At 41.5% G+C, this 18545-nt stretch carries 19 protein-coding genes and 1 pseudogene; 8 read left to right on the top strand and 12 right to left on the bottom strand.

Features of this window, described 5'->3' with window-relative positions; translation table 11 throughout:
- Positions 1 to 48 precede the first annotated feature (48 nt).
- Positions 49 to 1323 carry a GTPase HflX gene (hflX, locus tag LA20531_RS07195; protein ID WP_056940488.1) on the top strand — a complete coding sequence of 425 codons (1275 nt, stop codon included), beginning with the start codon at positions 49 to 51 and terminating at the stop codon, positions 1321 to 1323.
- A 6-nt stretch (positions 1324 to 1329) separates the two neighbouring features.
- Positions 1330 to 2331: a CAP domain-containing protein gene (locus LA20531_RS07190; RefSeq protein ID WP_056940487.1), complete on the top strand. Its 1002-nt coding sequence runs from the start codon at positions 1330 to 1332 to the stop codon at positions 2329 to 2331.
- A gap of 112 nt (positions 2332 to 2443) precedes the next feature.
- On the opposite strand, the gene LA20531_RS07185 is transcribed toward LA20531_RS07190, so the two are convergent.
- The 4 genes from LA20531_RS07185 to LA20531_RS07170 all read right to left on the bottom strand — a co-directional run bounded on the left by LA20531_RS07185 (position 2444) and on the right by LA20531_RS07170 (position 5813).
- Complete coding sequence (locus LA20531_RS07185; protein WP_056940486.1) at positions 2444 to 3319, bottom strand: C40 family peptidase; 876 nt, start codon at positions 3317 to 3319, stop codon at positions 2444 to 2446.
- A gap of 172 nt (positions 3320 to 3491) precedes the next feature.
- A complete protein-coding gene (locus LA20531_RS07180) occupies positions 3492 to 4259 on the bottom strand; it encodes a C40 family peptidase (protein ID WP_056940485.1) in 768 nt (255 codons plus the stop codon).
- Positions 4260 to 4527: 268 nt separating this feature from the next.
- The gene (locus tag LA20531_RS07175) at positions 4528 to 5082 is read right to left on the bottom strand and encodes a C40 family peptidase (protein ID WP_056940484.1); all 555 of its coding nucleotides are present in this window, start codon (positions 5080 to 5082) and stop codon (positions 4528 to 4530) included.
- 182 nt (positions 5083 to 5264) lie between these two features.
- Positions 5265 to 5813 carry a guanylate kinase gene (locus tag LA20531_RS07170; protein WP_056940483.1) on the bottom strand — a complete coding sequence of 183 codons (549 nt, stop codon included), beginning with the start codon at positions 5811 to 5813 and terminating at the stop codon, positions 5265 to 5267.
- A gap of 96 nt (positions 5814 to 5909) precedes the next feature.
- On the opposite strand from LA20531_RS07170, the gene LA20531_RS07165 reads away from it, so the two are divergent.
- Entirely contained in the window at positions 5910 to 6212 is a 303-nt protein-coding gene (locus LA20531_RS07165; protein WP_013438631.1) for a DUF2187 family protein, read from the top strand.
- A 93-nt stretch (positions 6213 to 6305) separates the two neighbouring features.
- Positions 6306 to 7811 (top strand): O-antigen ligase family protein, encoded by a 1506-nt coding sequence (locus LA20531_RS07160; RefSeq protein ID WP_056940482.1) that lies wholly within the window; start codon positions 6306 to 6308, stop codon positions 7809 to 7811.
- A gap of 45 nt (positions 7812 to 7856) precedes the next feature.
- On the opposite strand, the gene LA20531_RS07155 is transcribed toward LA20531_RS07160, so the two are convergent.
- Positions 7857 to 8477: an LVIS_2131 family protein gene (locus LA20531_RS07155; protein WP_056940481.1), complete on the bottom strand. Its 621-nt coding sequence runs from the start codon at positions 8475 to 8477 to the stop codon at positions 7857 to 7859.
- A 159-nt stretch (positions 8478 to 8636) separates the two neighbouring features.
- Here LA20531_RS07155 and LA20531_RS07150 point away from each other — a divergent pair.
- Positions 8637 to 8831: pseudogene (locus LA20531_RS07150) on the top strand (class Ib ribonucleoside-diphosphate reductase assembly flavoprotein NrdI); the annotation flags it as partial.
- Between the two features lie 116 nt (positions 8832 to 8947).
- On the opposite strand, the gene LA20531_RS07145 reads toward LA20531_RS07150, so the two are convergent.
- Entirely contained in the window at positions 8948 to 9493 is a 546-nt protein-coding gene (locus LA20531_RS07145) for a hypothetical protein (RefSeq protein ID WP_013642464.1), read from the bottom strand.
- A gap of 93 nt (positions 9494 to 9586) precedes the next feature.
- Here LA20531_RS07145 and LA20531_RS07140 point away from each other — a divergent pair, with 93 nt between their 5' ends.
- Positions 9587 to 10300, top strand: a complete 714-nt coding sequence (locus tag LA20531_RS07140) for a C39 family peptidase (RefSeq protein WP_056940480.1) — start codon at positions 9587 to 9589, stop codon at positions 10298 to 10300.
- A gap of 195 nt (positions 10301 to 10495) precedes the next feature.
- On the opposite strand, the gene LA20531_RS07135 is transcribed toward LA20531_RS07140, so the two are convergent.
- Genes LA20531_RS07135 through LA20531_RS07120 form a run of 4 tightly spaced genes read right to left on the bottom strand, consistent with a single transcriptional unit; the run spans position 10496 to position 13690 of the window.
- A complete protein-coding gene (locus LA20531_RS07135) occupies positions 10496 to 10981 on the bottom strand; it encodes a threonine/serine exporter family protein (RefSeq protein WP_056940479.1) in 486 nt (161 codons plus the stop codon).
- 3 nt (positions 10982 to 10984) lie between these two features.
- Positions 10985 to 11755: a threonine/serine exporter family protein gene (locus tag LA20531_RS07130; protein WP_056940478.1), complete on the bottom strand. Its 771-nt coding sequence runs from the start codon at positions 11753 to 11755 to the stop codon at positions 10985 to 10987.
- A gap of 10 nt (positions 11756 to 11765) precedes the next feature.
- Positions 11766 to 13307, bottom strand: a complete 1542-nt coding sequence (locus LA20531_RS07125) for an ABC-F family ATP-binding cassette domain-containing protein (protein WP_056940477.1) — start codon at positions 13305 to 13307, stop codon at positions 11766 to 11768.
- Positions 13308 to 13315: 8 nt separating this feature from the next.
- Positions 13316 to 13690: a 6TM ABC transporter family protein gene (locus LA20531_RS07120; RefSeq protein WP_013438639.1), complete on the bottom strand. Its 375-nt coding sequence runs from the start codon at positions 13688 to 13690 to the stop codon at positions 13316 to 13318.
- A 125-nt stretch (positions 13691 to 13815) separates the two neighbouring features.
- Between LA20531_RS07120 and LA20531_RS07115 the strand changes: the two genes are divergently transcribed.
- Positions 13816 to 14394, top strand: a complete 579-nt coding sequence (locus LA20531_RS07115; protein ID WP_056940476.1) for a GNAT family N-acetyltransferase — start codon at positions 13816 to 13818, stop codon at positions 14392 to 14394.
- On the opposite strand, the gene LA20531_RS07110 is transcribed toward LA20531_RS07115, so the two are convergent.
- Together LA20531_RS07110 and LA20531_RS07105 are read right to left on the bottom strand one after the other, a co-directional pair.
- A complete protein-coding gene (locus LA20531_RS07110; protein WP_056940475.1) occupies positions 14369 to 15058 on the bottom strand; it encodes a DUF554 domain-containing protein in 690 nt (229 codons plus the stop codon). The two genes, LA20531_RS07115 and LA20531_RS07110, sit on opposite strands and share 26 nt — an antisense overlap.
- Positions 15059 to 15123: 65 nt before the next feature.
- Positions 15124 to 16356 carry an LCP family protein gene (locus LA20531_RS07105; RefSeq protein ID WP_056940474.1) on the bottom strand — a complete coding sequence of 411 codons (1233 nt, stop codon included), beginning with the start codon at positions 16354 to 16356 and terminating at the stop codon, positions 15124 to 15126.
- A gap of 161 nt (positions 16357 to 16517) precedes the next feature.
- On the opposite strand from LA20531_RS07105, the gene pepF reads away from it, so the two are divergent.
- A complete protein-coding gene (gene pepF, locus LA20531_RS07100; RefSeq protein WP_056940473.1) occupies positions 16518 to 18314 on the top strand; it encodes an oligoendopeptidase F in 1797 nt (598 codons plus the stop codon).
- Positions 18315 to 18545 lie beyond the last annotated feature (231 nt).

Genomic DNA, 18545 nt, shown 5'->3' with positions numbered 1-18545 from the left:
TGTAATAGAATAAGATTATAGATATATAACGTTAAAAGAGGTGTTTGAATGATTGATAATCAACCTAAAAAAACTAAAGCCTACATTGCAGGTGTGAACTTAAACGATCCTAACTTTGACTACTACATGACTGAACTGGCCAACTTAACTGAAGCTGACAACATGGAGGTCGTGGGACAAAGTTACCAAAACGCAGAATCAATCGTTGCCGGGACTTACTTCGGTGTCGGCAAGATTAACGAAATCAGAACAATGGCCCAAGGCTTGAAGGCCAAGGTCTTAGTTTTAAACGATGAATTAACCCCAGTGCAAATCCGTAACCTTGAGAAGTTAACCAAGATGCGGGTCATCGACAGAACTGAATTAATTTTGGAAATTTTTGCCAGTCGTGCTCGCACTAAGCAGGCCAAACTGCAGGTGCAACTCGCCAGATTGCAATATGAGTTGCCACGTCTTCACCCTTCCGAGAACAACTTGGACCAGCAGCGTGGTGGTGGTTTCGCCAACCGTGGTGCCGGTGAAAGTAAGCTGGAAATGAACCGCCGGACAATCGGCAAGCAAATTTCCGCTATTAAGAAGGAACTTAAGGCCGTTGCCAGTCAAGAAGAGATCAAGTCGGCTCGCCGTAACCAAAGCCGCATCCCTAAAGTCGCCCTTGTTGGCTACACCAACGCCGGTAAGTCCACTACAATGAACGGTTTGCTCAAAGAATTTTCAAAAGAAGGCAGCGGCAAGGAAGTCTTCGTCAAAAACATGCTGTTTGCAACGCTTGACACTAGCGTGCGGCGCATTGATCTCAAAGACAACTTCAGCTTTATTCTTTCTGACACCGTTGGTTTTATCTCAAAACTGCCTCACAACCTAGTTGAATCATTCAAGGCAACTTTGCAAGAAACTAAAGATGCCGATCTCTTAATCAACGTGGTCGATGCTTCTGACCCGAACATGGTGCAGATGATCCGCACTACGCAGAACGTTTTGAATGAAATTGGCGTAAAGGGTATCCCAATGATCACCGCCTACAACAAGGCCGATAAGACTGATCGCAATTACCCCCAGATTGAAGGCAGCGACATTCTTTATTCCGCAATCGATCCTAAGTCGATCAAATTGCTGGCCGATTTGATTACTAAGCGCGTATTCTCCAACTACGAGAAGCTCAACCTGAACCTCCCATTAAGTGCAGGCAAGGAACTGGCTTATTTGCATGAGAATGCTCAAGTTTTGAGTGAAAATTACGAAGAAGACGGCGTCCACATTGAAGCCAACATTGCGCCTAATGATCAGGGCCGCTTTGAAAAATATTTGGTTAATAATAGGTAATATATAATGAAGAAACACAATTTGCTGGTGGCCATCGTTGCAGTGGTTGAATGCATTGCGTTCACTGCTCAGCCCGTTCAAGCAGCAAAGTATTCGAAGTCTGAGGCTAAGCAGGTTAAGTATTTCCAACGTAAATACAAGAATTTGGATAAAGCGCAATACAACCGCAACAGCATTTACCAGCAAGCACCAAATTTTGCCAATCCTTTTTCACCAGGGGTCTTGAATCCGGCATACATTTCAACCACGATGGATTACGTTAATTACTACCGTGATTTGGTGGGACTGCCTAGCGAAGCTAATCCTGATGACGCTAACCGTAGCGCCCAGATCGGTGCTGCATCCCTCGCCGCAGTCAACGCAAGTGCCAGCCTACAAGCGCACGGTTTAATTAACTACCTGCGTCCCAACTACATCAGCGAAAACGATTGGGGCATCGCCGAGAACGCTACGCTAGGCAACATCAACTTCTTGGACGATGCGCATAGCGCCTCAGCCGGCGAGATCGTAACGGACTTGATGCGCGAAGATAACAACATTGCGGGTGCCGGCAATATCGGCCACCGCGCTATAATTTTATCAACACGCGCAACGCGCATGGGAATCGGTGCAGCGTACGGCATGAGCACCGATATGCTTTATTCAGTTGAATATGGCCTGTTCGCCGACGACATCTTGCGTGCGCCAGTAAAGTCACGAATCGCTTATCCAGCTGCGAAGGTCTTCCCATATGAATTGGTCGGCAAGGACACGCCTTGGTCATACTCGACCACGAAGCGGATCTCGAGCAAGCCGAAGATTTATATCACGGATTTGACCAAGAACAAGAAGAAGCGTTACCGCGCAACGCAGGTGCGCAACTTCAAGACGCTATTCTATGGCGAAGGCTACACCACGACGATCACGTATCGTCCGGACAAAGTCAAGCTGGTCAACACGCACAAGTATAAGGTGCAGATTGGCAAGTATTACACATACACGTTTAGATTCTTTAGACAAAAAGGTTAATAGTATGCAAAAAGGCAGCCGAGATTTCGGTTGCCTTTTTTGATTTAAATATATAATTAGTTATTAATAAAAACTTATATAAAAGCCATCCATTTTTGGATAGCATCATTATCTATAGCACTCTCTTAGCAATCGTAGGATAGTAATAACTCGACATATTTTGCAAAATCGTACCTTGATCTGGCGTTGCGGAATTAACATATTGATTATTGCCAATATAAATCGCAACGTGATATGGAGCCGTTTCAGAACCCCAGAAGACCAAATCGCCTGCTTGCAATTTATCCAGCGGAACGGTTTGACCTACCTTAACTTGATCATAAGTCGTACGTGGCAAGTTGATGCCAGCCGCATGTTGATAAACGTATTGCACTAAGCCAGAGCAATCGAACTTGTCTGGTCCAGTTGCGCCCCAAACGTAAGGCTTACCCACTTGCTCTTTTGCAAGTGCAACAACAGAAGCGGCCTTGCTTGAGGCTTGGATTGATGAAGTATTGTTCTTCTTATTAGCCGTCGTTTTTTTAACCGTTTCATTAACAATTTGGTTAGCCTTTTTGACTTTGTCTGCCTTAGTAGTCTTTTTCTTTTGCGTAGCCTGCTTAACTTTATTAGCTAAGTTAACAACTGCCGACTTTTTCTTGGTAGTTTTAGCCGCAGTCTTAACTGGCGTTTCTTCATTAACGTCAACAGTGTAACGCGCTTCAATCCATTCACGCGTACCAACTTTGTACCACAAGCTACCCTTGCTATCGACCGCGGTCTCAGCCACATTCCAAACGGAACCGTCTTTTGCACGATAGCCCATGAACTTACCGTTTTCATAATTTGTCCAAATATTCAGACTCTTGCCCGGCAAGTAACTAATTTTGACACGTTTAATAGCAGTAAAATTGGCTGCTCGAACGGTTTTCAGTGATGTAATCGCAGAAACGCCTGTAACAGATAGTGCCGCAGCCGCTCCCAACTTAAACAATTTATGTTTCGACATAATTCAATCCCCTTGGTAGCGAAAACTATCTCACTTTTACTACTTGACAACGTCTTCATTATCACATGTGTAATTAAAAATCGCAAACGTAACTATTCAAATAGTCTTATAAACGCAAAAAAAGCGAACCACAAATTGTGTGATTCGCTTAATTCTTATATTCAATTTTCGATTAGTTCAAAATACGCTTAGCTGCACTTGGATAGAAATAGCTGCTCAAGCTTTGCTTGATAACGCCTTGACCTGGAGTTGCAGCGTGGATGTATTGATTGTTACCAACATAAATACCTACGTGGTATGGAGCACTTGCTGAGCCCCAGAAAAGCAAGTCGCCTGGTTGCAAGTTCTTCATTGAAACTGAAGTACCTTGCTTAACTTGGTCGTAAGTAGTTCTACCGATGTTAACACCAGCAGCCTTTGAGTAAACGTATGAGGTAAGACCTGAACAGTCAAAACCGTTGGCACCGGTACCGCCCCATACGTAGTTCTTACCAAGTTGTGCTTCAGCTAAAGTAACAATAGCTGATGCGTCCCCAGTTGCTTGAACTGACTTCTTAGCCTTCTTTGGCTTAGCAGCTGTTGCAGTAGCTTGAGTTGTAGTCTTCTTAGTTACTGTATTACCAGCTAGAGTGGTGTATTGAGCCATGATCCATTGGTTTTGACCAACTTGGTACCAAACGCGTCCCTTCTTGTCAGTCTTTTGATCAAGGACATCCCAAGTGGTGCCGTGTTGTGCACGTTGACCTGTGAAGTGACCACCGTTGTAGTTATCCCAGATATTTATACCGTAACCTGGAACGTAGTTGATCTTTACTTTAGTAGTAGCAGCTTGAACTTTAGCAGTAGTTGAATCTGGCTTAACAGCACTTACTGTAGCTACACCGGTCAGAGTTAAAGCAGCAGCTGCAGTAATTTTTACAAAATTGCTCTTAATATTCATCAAATGCTCCTATATATGTCTGTTAGTTTTAATCAAGTTGTCAGATTTTTTAAATTTGGTAACGAAAATGCGTTTTTTCGGAAAATCTTTAAACTTATTTAATGTATTTACACCGTCCATAATAATATCCTCATGTTACAGAACCGTTACAAAAGTAATACTAACTTAATAAAAAAACGTTTTCGTAAATTTGACTAAAAAAAGAGCTGGATTTTTCATCCAACTCTTTTCTTGAATAGATTTTTGAGAAATATAATTTTATTTGGTTTTAGTCGATAACACGCTTAGCTGATGAAGGCATGAATGAACCCAAAGTTTGGATCCTAACGTTTTGACCAGGAGCTGGAGCGTGAACGTACTTACCGTTACCAATGTAGATAGCTACGTGTGAGTTACCCCAGAATAACAAGTCACCCTTCTTAAGCTTCTTAGTTGAAAGTGCTACTGACTTACCTAAAGTGATTTGACCGTAGGTAGTTCTTGGCAAAGTCTTGTCAATTGCGTTCTTGAAAACGTAGGTAGTTAAACCTGAGCAATCGAAACCTGAAGGACCAGTTGCACCCCAGATGTAAGGCTTACCAACTTGCTTCTTAGCAAGCTTAACAACTGCATTACGCTTTTGGTCAGCTGCTGAAGTCTTCTTAACTGAAGAATCTGCTGGAGTAGTTGTTTCGATATCAGAAATAGAATTGTCAGTATCTACAGTAGTAGTGTTAATGTCGTCAGCGTGAACAGTTGCTGCAGGAACATTAACAGTTGCAAGACCTGTAAAGAAAATTGATAAAGCTGCTGTGTATTTAACCAAAGTACGTTTAAAACTCAAAATTTATTTCTCCTTAAAAATCATTTTTTATTCTTAGTTTTTAAATTCGTTTATTTAGTGATCTCTCAGATCAGCTGACGTTTTATATAATAACGTTCGAATGTTACATGAATGTTTCAAAAAAACTACCATCGCGTTAAGAAACATTGCAGAATAAGAAATAATCTGTAAAAAAGGAGCAGCTAATCTTCCTGAAGCCTTGATACGATTGAGTTTAGCGTGTTTTTCGTTTTGTTAAGATCATCGTTAACAATTACATGAGCGTACTGCTTTAAATCAGCTGGTAATAGGTTTAATTCGCTCCCGCTGAGGCGTTCCCTGATCTTTTCAGGATCGTCGCCACGCTTGAGCAGACGCTCTTTCAGCTCATCTTTGGTTGTAGTTGTGACATATAAGAAATAAACTTTGTCACCTAATTGTTTAATGTAAGAATACACGCCTTGAATATCGACAATTAATGACACAAGATCGTGTTTTTCCCAAGCGAGGTTTAATGCTTCACGACTTGAACCGTATTGATATGAACCATATTTTACATGTTCAAAGAAGTGTAATTTCTTAAATGAATTATCTGTTTCAAAGTGATATGACACATTCTGCTTTTCACCTAAACGCATTGGCCGCGTAGTGTGCGTTAACACGCGCGGAATGTCATATTTTTCATTTAAATAATCGGAAATGGTCGTCTTGCCAGCACCACTTGGTCCCGCAATTAAAATTATTTTTTTCAAAAGAATATCCCCCACTTGAAAATGTTGCTTTTATATATTAACATTCTACTGTCAAAAAAGACTAAGACTTTTCATTTGGAAAGGAAAATATAAATAATGAAAAAAGCAGACGTAAAAGTAGGCGCAATCGTTGGCGCTAAGTCAGAAGAAGAACTTAAAAAGCCATTCCAAGGCAAAGTTGAAAAAATTTACGAAAACTCTGCACTCTTAGCTATCACTTCATATGATCCCGTTGACGCAACTTCAGTCAGCGACTTGAACAACAAGATCGTAGTCAACTTCAAGAACTTAAAGGTTGCTCGTGCTGTCAAGAACAGTAAGACTGCTTCAACTAACGAAGTTAAGGTAGAAAAGATTGCCAAGAAGGACGACAAGAAGTCTTCTAAAGACAAGAAATAATTCAAATTTGTAAAAAAGATCCTACGTGTTTATTTACGTAGGATCCTTTTTTGCCTAAAATTAGGAAGAAATTTAATTTACAAGGGAGAAAAAATGAAGGAAAAAACAAGAACCGTCCTCTTTTGGTTCATTTTGATTCAACCATTTTTGGACTTGTACTGGTTCTACAACGGCAAATTGGCTGACGTCTTGCCATTCACTTTGCCAACAATTATTAGAATCCTGGCTGTTTTTGTCATCTTCTGCATGTTTTTCAGTCAAAAGCAAAATTGGCAAAAACTGGGACAAGAAAAATGGTTGATCGTTTATCTAGCATTATTGATTGTCTACTCGATTCTGCACCTGATTCACGTCCGTCACTTCAACAGCGTAAACCCCAACGATTATAATTACTCAACCGTCAGCGAAATCTTCTATTTAATTAGAATGGTTTTGCCCCTCTTGGTAATTTTCTTTACCAAAGAACTCGAATTTACCAGAGAGCAATTTAGACACGTAATCGAAGGAATCAGCGGACTTTTCTCATTCACGATCGTCATCAGCAATCTCTTCGTAATCTCGCTGAGAAGCTACGAAACAGGCTTTATCAGTGCCAATATCTTCGAATGGTTCGTTAATCCAAATATCGGCTACTCGCATATGGCTTCGAAGGGCTTCTTCAACTTTGCCAACATGGTTTCGGCCGTATTGTTTATGCTTGTACCGCTCATGCTCTACTTCATGTTCAGCCACTTCAATTGGAAGACTATTACGTTGAACGTAGTCCAAGCTTTAGCCATGATCGAATTGGGAACGAAGGTTGCCTTGATCGGTTTAATCGGCGGTATTATCGCAGGCATTCTGCTCTACGTTTTCCATTTGTACATTGTTAAAGATGTAAAGAAAAGTGGGAAAGCAATCGTTGTTGCACTGCTCATGGAAGCCGGAACTCTTGCAATCATCCCCTTTGGCCCAGCCATTCAACGTTACAACTACGAAAAATACTTGGCTCAACAATCCGACAACAGTTTGACCCAAGTTAAAGAAGAATTGGCTGAAGGCCTTAAGAAGTATCCTAGTGGTCAAAAGCGCAAGGAATTTTTGACCAACTTCATTGGCGAGCACTATCAAGATTATGCTTTAAACAAAAAGTTTGTCACCAAGAGCTATCCATATAAATACGATCCAGAATTCTGGCTCAAGATCATGAACGAACCAGGCACTTCACGGATGCAAAACCGCCACGTCGAAAAGGCGATGCTGGATCAGGTGATTAAAACTAACAATAATAAGCTCGACAAGGTATTCGGTATTTCTTATACCAGAGAAAACAATATCTTCAATCTAGAGCGTGATTTTACCAGTCAGGTCTATTCCCTTGGCTGGGTCGGCATGCTACTGTTTATCGGTCCTTACGTCGTGATCATGCTCTATGCTTTGATCAAGTGGCTAATGAATAAACAACTGCGGACATACCTCATTAGTTCGATGCTTTTGTCCATTGCCTTCATGCTCTTGGCGGCATTTCTTTCAGGCAACGTGATGGACTTCTTAACCGCCAGCTTTATCTTGGCCTTTGTCGAAGGCGGGATGCTCGGTAAGATTAAAAAAGAAGACTAAAAAAATAAACTAGATCAGAATTAACTGATCTAGTTTTTCTTTTGCCTATTCTTGCTTAATAAAGCTCTGATCTGGTACACGGATCAAGTAGTAGCGCGTAGCTAAATGCCCTGCGTGCATCCCTATCCCGTTTTGCCAGTTTTTCTTATAAAATGCCGTATAAATAGCAACATAAGCACGTTGGTATTTCTTATCCATCTTCGTCAGATCCTTCTTAACGTAAGGGATCTTCTCGGCATCCACATCAAGTGCAGTGTTGCCGTATGCAATTGAAGCATAGTCACTTGATGTCGTAATCTTGCTTCCTGCACGATAGAAAGTATATGTCTGTGAACCGTTCTTTCTCTTATCAGAGTTGATGGTTACGTAGCTTGAATTGCCTGAACCAGTTCTCATAATCAATGGTTCATACTTAATGGTTGAAGTAATGCGGTTAGCATCTTCCAAATCCGGATTGTCCATAAAAGTCTGATTGAACATCCAGCCAGCTGCCACTAGCAACACAACAACTTCAACTACGTTAATTAAAAAGTTGGGCCAAGTAAAGCGTTTATGCTGTTTGATAATCATCTTGATCCGCCGTTGACGGATATTCTGGACGATAAAAACTAAATAAAGAATAATTGCGACCCAAATCAAGATCCCAATAATGTTCCAACTAAACATTGCGTCGTCCTCCTTGCTTTTAATTATAGGGGAATTTATTAAAAATTTGAATAGCAGATACATTGAATATTTTGCTTACAGGTGAGATGATACTCATAGGTACATTAGATTTATTAGGGAAAAATATGGTAGCAATTGCATTTTATTCAATAACTGGGCTTCATGATGGACTCTGTCGTTGATTTTTTAACATATAAAGACAACAAGAAAAACTTAATAGGAATTATTGGTTGTGGCAACCGAAACTTCAACGACCTTTTCGCTCAAACCGCTAAGAAGATCGCAGTAACTTTGGAAGTGCCCATTTTATATTTACTAGAATTCAGTGGTACTAATGAAGATGTGAAAAAGGTGTAATCAAGAGTGCAGTCTTTGAAGACTTCTTCTACACCAATAATCATTCACTAACAAAATTCAAAGAAATTAAGTAATGAAAAAGCCCAGGAACAAATTCCTGGGTATTTTTGTCGCTACTTCTTTTTAGTTGTAGCTTTCTTCTTGGTCGTTGTCTTTTTCTTAGTAGTGGTCTTGGTAGTTTTAGCCTTACTTTCAGGCTTCTTGTATTCACGCACTACCTTTATCTTTTCAACGATAGCGTCAACCAACTTATCAACTACTGCGTCAGAGTCTTGTTCGATTTCTTCTTCAGTTGCCAATTGATCGATTCTGAAGTGAGAAACGTTAACGTATTCTGAACGTGTTTCAAAATAGACGTTCAAGCCATATTCTTGGCCTTCTTCAAAGAAGTTAGCCACCTTTTTATAATTGGCATATGGCAAGTTGATGATGTTAGTTTCAAGTGCAAAAGTAACGGGACGTTGACCGGTTACTGCCAGTTGCGTTTGTACTAATGAATCATGCTTGAATGCAGCTACGACTTCCTTGACCATCTTTTTGGCGTAAGGCTTGATTTTACTTTTAGATTTACTGATGTCGGCGTATTTTACTGTTTCAAGATCTTGAATGTAGTCTTGGTTTTCAATTTTATCGTTTAAATCTTTTAAATTAATCTTCAAAATAAACTATCCTTTTTTGTTTGTCTTACTATCAACATACTACAAAAAATTTTTTTGTCATCTTTTTAATGGGATTTTGCTAGAATAAGAATCATGCACAAGAAAAAATTTAATCTTAAAAACCTATTTTGGATTATTCCAGCAGCAATAATTCTTATTATAGGTGCTATTTATCTTTTTAACAAAAATAAAATTAACGATGAAATCGACTGGATGACCATGAAGCAGGAACAAAAATTAAACGTTCCGCTCGAAAATCAAATGCCGGATCTGCCTAATGGCTGCGAGGTTACCAGCTTGTCGATGTTGATGAATTACTATGGCATCAAGGTTTCGAAAAATGAACTAGCTGAAACGATCCAGCACGTCGATTCCTTTACCGATGGTGGCAAATACCGCGGCAATCCACACCAGGGATTCGTCGGTCATATGACGATCGCCAACGCCGGCTGGTGTGTTTATAACGAGCCGCTTTACAACGTTGCGCGTAAATATACTAGCCACATCGAAAATATCACAGGGAGTAATTTTTTGAGCCTGCTCAAGCTAGTTTCAAACGGTCACCCTGTCATGATCATCACCACGACCACTTTTAACAAGGTTAACAATATGCAAACGTGGGATACCAATACGGGCAAAGTAAACGTTACACCATCTTCGCACGCTTGCGTGATTACCGGCTATAGTAAGCCGAAAAAAGTTGTCTACGTGAACAACCCTTATGGCTATAAGAATCAGCCTGTTAATTGGAAGAACTTGCAAGCTAGCTACAACCAGCAAGGAAGGCAAGCTTTATATATTAGATAATACAAAAAGGGCCAAGCAAAAGCTTGGTCCTTTTTACTAAAGGCACATGCATAAGCATATGTGGGCATTTAAACTGTTCACATCAGTGTGCCCAACATCGACGCTTCCCGCGTCTGCCACTTAAGGCGGATGTCCTCTATCTCATAAATATACGCATCTCGCGTTCATTAATCGACTCGTCAATTGGAAAGTATACTACCTTTTCTTTTTCATGTACAGCTGCAGTTTCTTTAAATGACCATTTTTTATTTTATAAAAAGCTTCAATACACATCGTTGAAAGCAAGAAGCCAATCCCGATTGCACCTGTAACGATGGCTACCCGCAAGATCAATTCTTGACCGTGAGGATAGTCGCCTACTATTAAGGCACGCACTGCTTGATAAGCGGGCATCCCCGGCACCAGCGGCACCAATGCTGGAATGTTAAACACCATTACCGGACACTTTTTAATCCGCGCAAAAAACAGACTCAAGATACCGATCAAAAAGGCTCCGAGCAGATTCGACAACATTCTGCCCATCCCTGCACGAAAGCAGAACCAATAAGCCATCCAGCCAACTACTCCGCTAATCCCTGAAAAATTCAGTGCACGGTGCGGTACGTTAATGGTTAAGGCCAAGCCCACAGAGGCTAAATAAGAAAATACGACATTAATTACGATCTCTAACCAAAATAGCATTTTTTAAGCCCCCACAAACTTCAGCACTAAACCGACACCACCGCCAAGGGCTAAGGCACTCAGCGCTGCTTCGAACATTCTCACGATCCCTGAAAGCAGGTCACCCATAAAAAGGTCACGCAAGGCGTTGGTTAAAGCCAGGCCCGGCACCAAGGTCATCAGGGCCCCGATCAAAATGTTGTCGATGATCATTTCATGGTCGAGATAATTCAGTCCGATTGCAAGAAGACCCATGATCATTGCAGCGACTAATTCCGACAAAAAGCGGACCTTGGTGTACTTTTTAAACTTGCAGTAAGCCCAGAAACCGACCGCACCAACCAAGGCTGCCCCCGGGAAATCGATCCAATCGTAGTCGTCCATAAAGAGCACCATCAAGGTCGCACTAAGAACCGCAGCTCCTACGACCTGAATCCACATCGGAAAAGATGGCGCATTGGTGACCTGAATAATCTGCTGGCGCAATTCTTGCAGATTAATTTTCTTAGCTGCAAACTTACGCGACAAATTATTGACCCGGTCCACCAATTCCAAATTGATGTTCCGATCGCGAATCTGCTTCATCTGCGATAAATCGCCACCATCAAGACTCATGAACACACAGGTGGGCGTCGCAAAGACACGTGGATCATCAACCCCCGCATTTTTGGCAATTCTCATCATCGTGTCTTCGACACGGTACATTTCGCTTCCGCCTTCAATCATGAGTCGGCCAGCCGTTAGACAAATGTCTAACACTTCTTGGTAAAATTGAGTATCTTTTTTGTCGGACATAGTCTTAGCCTCAATTCATTGTTTCAATATCGATTGTTTTATCTACCCAATCACCACGGAAAAAGTCGCGCTCGTGGCTAACGATAATTACACCACCTGGGAAGTTCATGATTGCCTTGCGCAAGGCGTCTTTGGTGTCATTATCCAAGTGGTTAGTTGGTTCATCAAGGAAGAGCAAGTTGGCTGGTTCAAATTGCATCTTAGCCAATTTTACTTTTTCTTGTTCCCCACCAGAAAGTTCCTTTAACGGACTCATCGCTTGTTGCGCGGTTAGACCCATACGAGCTAACGCTTGACGCAATTCCTTTGGCTTCTTGCGTTCGAATTCTTCTTGCAAGAATTGTAGTGGTGTCATGTTGTTGTTTGGCCAGGTCAAATCCTGCTTGAAGTAGGCCAATTTAGCCGTAACGGATAATTCGTATGACCCATAGATTGGCTTTAATTGACCCAAAAGCGTCTTAAGCAAGGTAGTTTTACCGATTCCGTTAAAACCGGTGATGGCTACTTTTTCATCCCCACCAACTGAGAAGTTGAAGGCTGATTTAACCAAAGCATGGTCGTAACCAATAACCAAATCTTGCGTTTGCAAAAGCAAATTAGAAGCCGTAGCCACATATGGAAATTCGAATTTAGCACGACGGTTGTTCTTAGGTGGCGTCAAAACGTCCATTCTAGCCAGTTGCTTTTCACGTGACTTGGCACTCTTAGCACGCGTACCTGCCTTATTTTTACGGATATAGGCCTCAGTCTTGGCAATCTTACGTTGCTGGTTGGCATAAGCCTTAAGGTAGGTTTCACGGTTAGCTGCCTTTTGACGCAAAGCCTGCTTCAAAGCACCTGTATAACGCGTAATCGTACCAAAGTCGATGTCGATAATACAGTTGGTGATGCGCCCTAAAAAGTCGTAATCGTGGCTGACAACGATGAAGGCACCTGAGAAGTTGTTCAAGTAGTCAACCAGCCAGTCGATGTGGGACACGTCAAGGTAGTTGGTTGGTTCGTCTAGAACCAAAACGTCTGGGCTTTGCAAAAGAAGCTTAGCCAAAATAATCTTAGAACGTTGACCACCAGATAATTTAGAAACATCGTGGTCATAACCGAGGTCGGCTAAACCTAAACCAGCGGCAACTTGTTCAATTTCGGTGTCGATGTCGTAGAAATTGTTTTCTTCAAGGTAGGTTTGAATCTTCCCTGCCTTTTCAAGCAAAGCATCATCGCCATTTTCGGCGTATTTGGTGTAGAGCTCGTTTAATTCCTTTTCTTTTTTGTATAAATCATCAAATGCGGTCCGCAAAAAGCCACGGATGGTGACACCCGGTGCCAGTTTAGCGTACTGATCCAAGTAACCGACATCAATCTTGTTTTGCCACTTAACTTGCCCCTCATCAGGGATGATCTCGCCAGTTAAAATCTTGATTAAAGTAGATTTACCTACCCCGTTTTGACCGGTAACCCCCATGTGGTCTTCTTTATTTAAAACAAAGTTGGCATCTTCGTATAAAGTTTTATCGATAAAACTTTGACTTAAGTCTTTAACAGTTAATAAACTCATTTTCCCTCTTATTCCTCAGCCGATTCGCGTTCTTTTTCATATTTTTGTAATGCATCAAGAACTCTTGGCCAGTATCTCTTAGGCAAGATCAATTGCAAGCGATCGTGATAGATTGGAAAGTCGCTTGCCTTCATACCCGTAATCTTGGCTACTTCTTGGTCGGTCAGCTTATATTTGTAAACTATTCGCTTAATTTCGACTGATGCATGTCCTCTAAAGTAAGACAGGCCGAAGAAAAAAATCGCAAAAATTCCAGCGACGATGATTGCCAGCTGTAAGTTTAATTTAAATGTATGCAAACAAATAAAAACGACGGCGATAAAAGAAATGAGTGCGGAAATTATCCCGTAGATAACTGGAAAGATACTTTCTTTTTTTTGCATAATTTTTCCCTTCTTTTATTGAGACACTATAACTTTATTGAAGTTATCAAAAATTAGTAGGCTTTGCAACTAATGATAGATTAAGTATAATCTCTGTAACATTATTTTGGTAGAAAGATTGAACTATGACCCAAGAAAAAACACATTATTACTTTTCATTGATTCACTTTAATATTGACGACTTTAAAATTAGTCTTGCTATGCCGCAAGCTTGGCAGGCAGTCGATCTTTATCATGCTATCGCAGATGATCGGGCCAGCATCGGCAAGTGGCTGCCTTGGGCTTACCAGATGAAGTCTCCTTTAGATGAAGCTGCTTTTATTAAAAAGATCCAAGAAGACATGATCAATCAGCGCATGATCGTGCTCACAATTTTGGTTAACGGCCAACCTGCCGGCATGATCGATCTGCATAATTTAGTCAAAAATAAAAAAGGCGAGATTGGCTACTGGCTCTCCAGCAAGTTCCAAGGCAACGGTATCGTTACACGCAGCGTTACAGAACTATGCCAATACGCTTTTCACGAGTTAAATTTGCAGTATGTGGATTTGATTGCTGCCGTACAAAATGGCTCAAGCAGCCGCGTTGCTGAACACGCTGATTTCAAGTTGATGGGCGTTCGACCTAAGCTGATTCATGGCAGTGACGATGGTCAGATTTTTAGAAAAATAAATCCGGCTAGAACCAGCCAGTCAGATCTTTAATTATAAAAAAGATAATCGGAACAAGTAGCGATGGCAAAAAGTTCAACGTTTTGACGTCGCGGATTTTTAATAGGGCTAAGCCTGAGCAGGCGATTAAGAAACCACCGACGATCGAAATCTCGGCTACAAGCGGGCCGGTGAAGAAACTAGCCGATAGGAATTTGGCTACGAGATAAATGCTGCCCTGCCAGCAGAAAAGTACCGGTGCAACCAGCAGCATCCCCCAACCGAAGCTAGCGCCGAAGACCATCGACGTTACAAAGTCCATCATAGCGTTGGTGTAAAGCATGGTGTTATCACCTTTGACTGCCGCCATAACGGGTCCAACGATCGATAAAGCGCCGATACAGCACAGTAAAATTTCGGTAGCTAGCCCTTTGCCTAGGTTAGACTTACCAACCCTGTCGACTAAACGATTAAAATGGCCAGCGATATCGAGTGCAGTACCAGCAATGCCACCTAGCGCTAGACTGACAATGAACAAAACGGGATAGTGGCTTTTTGGCATATTGTTGGTGACATTTTTCCAGCCGATACCGAGTGCAGCTAGACCCATTGCGATGAATAAAACGTCTTCGAAACCCTTGTTTAAGCCTTTCTTGAGCAGGCAGCCAATGGACGTGCCGACGAGTAATGCAATTGTGTTAATGATTGTTCCTATCATCTTTTTCACCTCTATTTTTATTTTAGCGCAAAAAAACAGCATCCCCGAGGGATGTTGTTAATTTTTTACCAGTGGAATTTCCACGTATTGCTTGAACTCGACGAACTTGAAGACGATGATGAAGTATTGCTATTTTTACCATAGCCGGAATTTGAACCGCTCGCTGGTTTATTTTCATTGTAATCATAAATCCGGTAATTAGTAAACGCGGTTGGATCATCCCACTTGATGTCGTTATTTTGTTCGTTTAATTCATTTTGACGTGTTTCTGCATTGTTTAACGTTTGAGTTTCCAAACCTAGATTTCTTCTAATCTTGTTGGAAGTCTTTTGCAACTCTTCAGTTGAAGCCACTTGAATTGAAGAACCATCGATCCAGGCATCGTGGCCTTGAATGTAGCCACTCTTCAGGTTATCCATGCAGCCGCGGTAGTTCAGCGCTAAGCTAAGCATATCGTTGAACGACAAGTTGGTTTTGACGTATTTGTTAAAGATATCCACCAACTTACGGTAGTTACTAATGGTGTTCACTGACATCGCCTTGTGGGCAATCGCTGTGATTACCTGACGTTGACGAAGTTGTCTACCGTAGTCACCACGTGGGTCCTCTTTTCTCATTCGAACATAAGCTACGGCGTGTCGGCCGTTCAAGTGTTGCTTACCCTTATGGAAGTCGCACCAGTCGTATGAGAAGTCAAATGGCACGTTAACATCAACACCACCGACCGCATTAACTAAGCTGCGCAGCGCCTTCATGTTAACTTCAACATAATAATCAATTGGCACATTCAACATACTCTTAACGGTCTTGACGCTGGCCGCACTACCACCGATTTCATAGGCTGAATTCACCCTAAACATAAAGTACTTATTGCCTGGGTCTCCTTTAATATCGGTCAAGGTATCACGTGGGATTGAGGTCATTGTAGCTGTGTTCTTTTGCGGATTAGCCGTTGCCAAAATCAAAGTATCGGAATTTCCTCGGTCATGACGACCTTCGATCCCTTGGTCAACCCCTAAAACTAAAACTGAAATTGGTTGTTTATTTACAATCTTGGCTGAGTTAGCGATTGGGCCGCCACCCTTGCCATCAATTGCACTATGAATCGTAAAATACATATGCGCTGCCCAGGCTACACCCAAGCAGACTGCTACTAAAGCGAGCAAGCCAAAGAAGCGAGCAAAAACATTACCCGGTTTATATGAGGATTGATCAGCTGCAATAGCATGGTTGCGGTGAAGGTTAAGCGCAGTAGATTTATTGCGATAACCTTCCCGGCGTTTGGAATTTGGATCCATTCTTGATATCGTTTCCCTTCAAAATTAATACAAGTTCATTTGTATCACTTTTAATCTCTAGATAAAATAAAAATATCGATAATTAATAATAACTTATTTTTTGTGTTCAGTTGTACAACAAGTTAATATGTAAACAAATTGAAACAACGGAGGAAGAATTTATGGCAATTCCAACAAGAAATGAAGTCCCTGAAGATTTGAAATGGGACTTAACCAGAATTTTTAAGACAGATGAAGACTGGGAAGCAGCTTTTGACAAGGCAAAAGACGATGTTGAAAAGCTGGAAGCATTGAAAGGTACTTTGACTAAGTCTGGTAAAGATTTGTATGAAGGCTTAACCAAGATCTTGGCAGTTAAGCGCGATGTCGAAAACATCTACGTTTATGCCACTATGTCTAGTGACGTTGATACTTCTAACTCACACTATTTAGGCTACGTTAGCCGCGTGCAAACTTTGGCTAACCAATTCGAAGCTATCACTAGTTTTATTAGCCCTGAGATCTTGAGCATCCCTAGCGACAAGTTAGCCCAATTTAAAAAGGACGAACCTCGCTTAAAGAACTACGAGCACTACCTTGAAACGATCACCAACAAGCGTCCTCACACTTTGCCAGCTGAAGAAGAAAAGATCATCGCTGACGCTAGCGACGCAATGGGCGTTTCAGAAAATACCTTTAACGTTTTAACCAACTCCGACATGGAATACGGCTACGTGCAAGACGAAGACGGCAACATGGAACAATTGTCTGACGGTTTATACTCACTTTTGATCCAATCACAAAACCGTGACGTCAGAAAAGGCGCCTTTGACACGCTTTACGCCGCTTATGGCCAATTCCAAAACTCACTTGCTTCTACGCTTTCTGGCGTGGTAAAGAAGCACAACTATAACGCTACGGTGCACAAGTACGATTCAGCTTGCGAAGCCGCATTGTCTGAAAACAACGTACCTACCAAGGTTTACGACACTTTAATTCAAGAAGTTGATTCTCACCTTGATTTACTCCACCGTTATGTTGCGCTACGTAAGAAGATTTTAGGACTCAAAGATTTACAAATGTGGGACATGTATGTGCCACTAACTGGTAAACCTGCTCTTTCCTATAACTTCGAAGAAGCAAAAGAAGTTGCTAAGAAGGCACTAGCTCCACTTGGTGAAGACTACTTGAAGCACGTCGATTACATTTTTAACAATCGCGTCATCGACGTTGTGGAATCAAAGAACAAGGTCACTGGTGCCTACTCTGGTGGTGCCTACGATACTGATCCATATGAACTTTTGAACTGGGAAGACAACGTTGATTCACTTTACACATTAGTGCACGAAACTGGTCACTCAGTTCACTCTTGGTACACTCGTAACACCCAACCTTACGTTTATGGTGACTACCCAATTTTCGTAGCTGAAATTGCTTCAACCACTAACGAAAACATTTTGACTGAATACTTCTTGGACCACATCACTGATCCTAAGACGCGTGCCTTTATCTTGAACTACTACCTTGATTCATTTAAGGGTACTCTGTTCCGTCAAACTCAATTTGCCGTATTTGAACAATTTATCCATGAAGCTGACGCTAAGGGTGAACCACTTACTGCCGACACTTTGGATGACGTTTATGGTCAACTTAACCAACACTATTACGGTGATAGCGTTGAACCAGGCGGCGACATTGCGCTTGAATGGTCACGTATTCCACACTTCTACTACAACTTCTACGTTTACCAATATGCGACTGGTTTTGCGGCTGCAACAGCTTTGGCTAACAAGGTGGTTCATGGTACTGACGCTGATAGAGAGGCATACCTTGGCTTCCTTAAGGCAGGTTCAAGTGATTATCCAACTGAAATCATGAAGCATGCTGGCGTTGATATGACTAAGCCAGACTACTTGGAAGATGCCTTCAAGACTTTTGAAAAGCGTTTAAACGAATTTGAAAGCTTGATTGAAAAGTAAATATTAATAGCAAAACATACTAATCTAGTGTTGGATGATTACTCGACGGAGTAGTCGTTCAACACTTTTTCTTTTACTATGTAAAGTGGAGATGAAGCCAATGCCGTGCGTCTTTTGGACACATGATGTCGTAAGCAAAACTGGCAGCTTCACCATTCAATTTAGAATCTCGTCTAAGTATGTTGGCTGTTAAAGTCCGGTTGAGAAAATTAGATCTGATTGAATTGGGTG

It is taken from the genome of Lactobacillus amylovorus DSM 20531 (assembly GCF_002706375.1).
Lineage (GTDB): Bacteria > Bacillota > Bacilli > Lactobacillales > Lactobacillaceae > Lactobacillus > Lactobacillus amylovorus.
The sequence above is the reverse complement of the archived record's forward strand: the minus strand, read 5'-3'. Positions and strand labels throughout refer to the sequence as shown.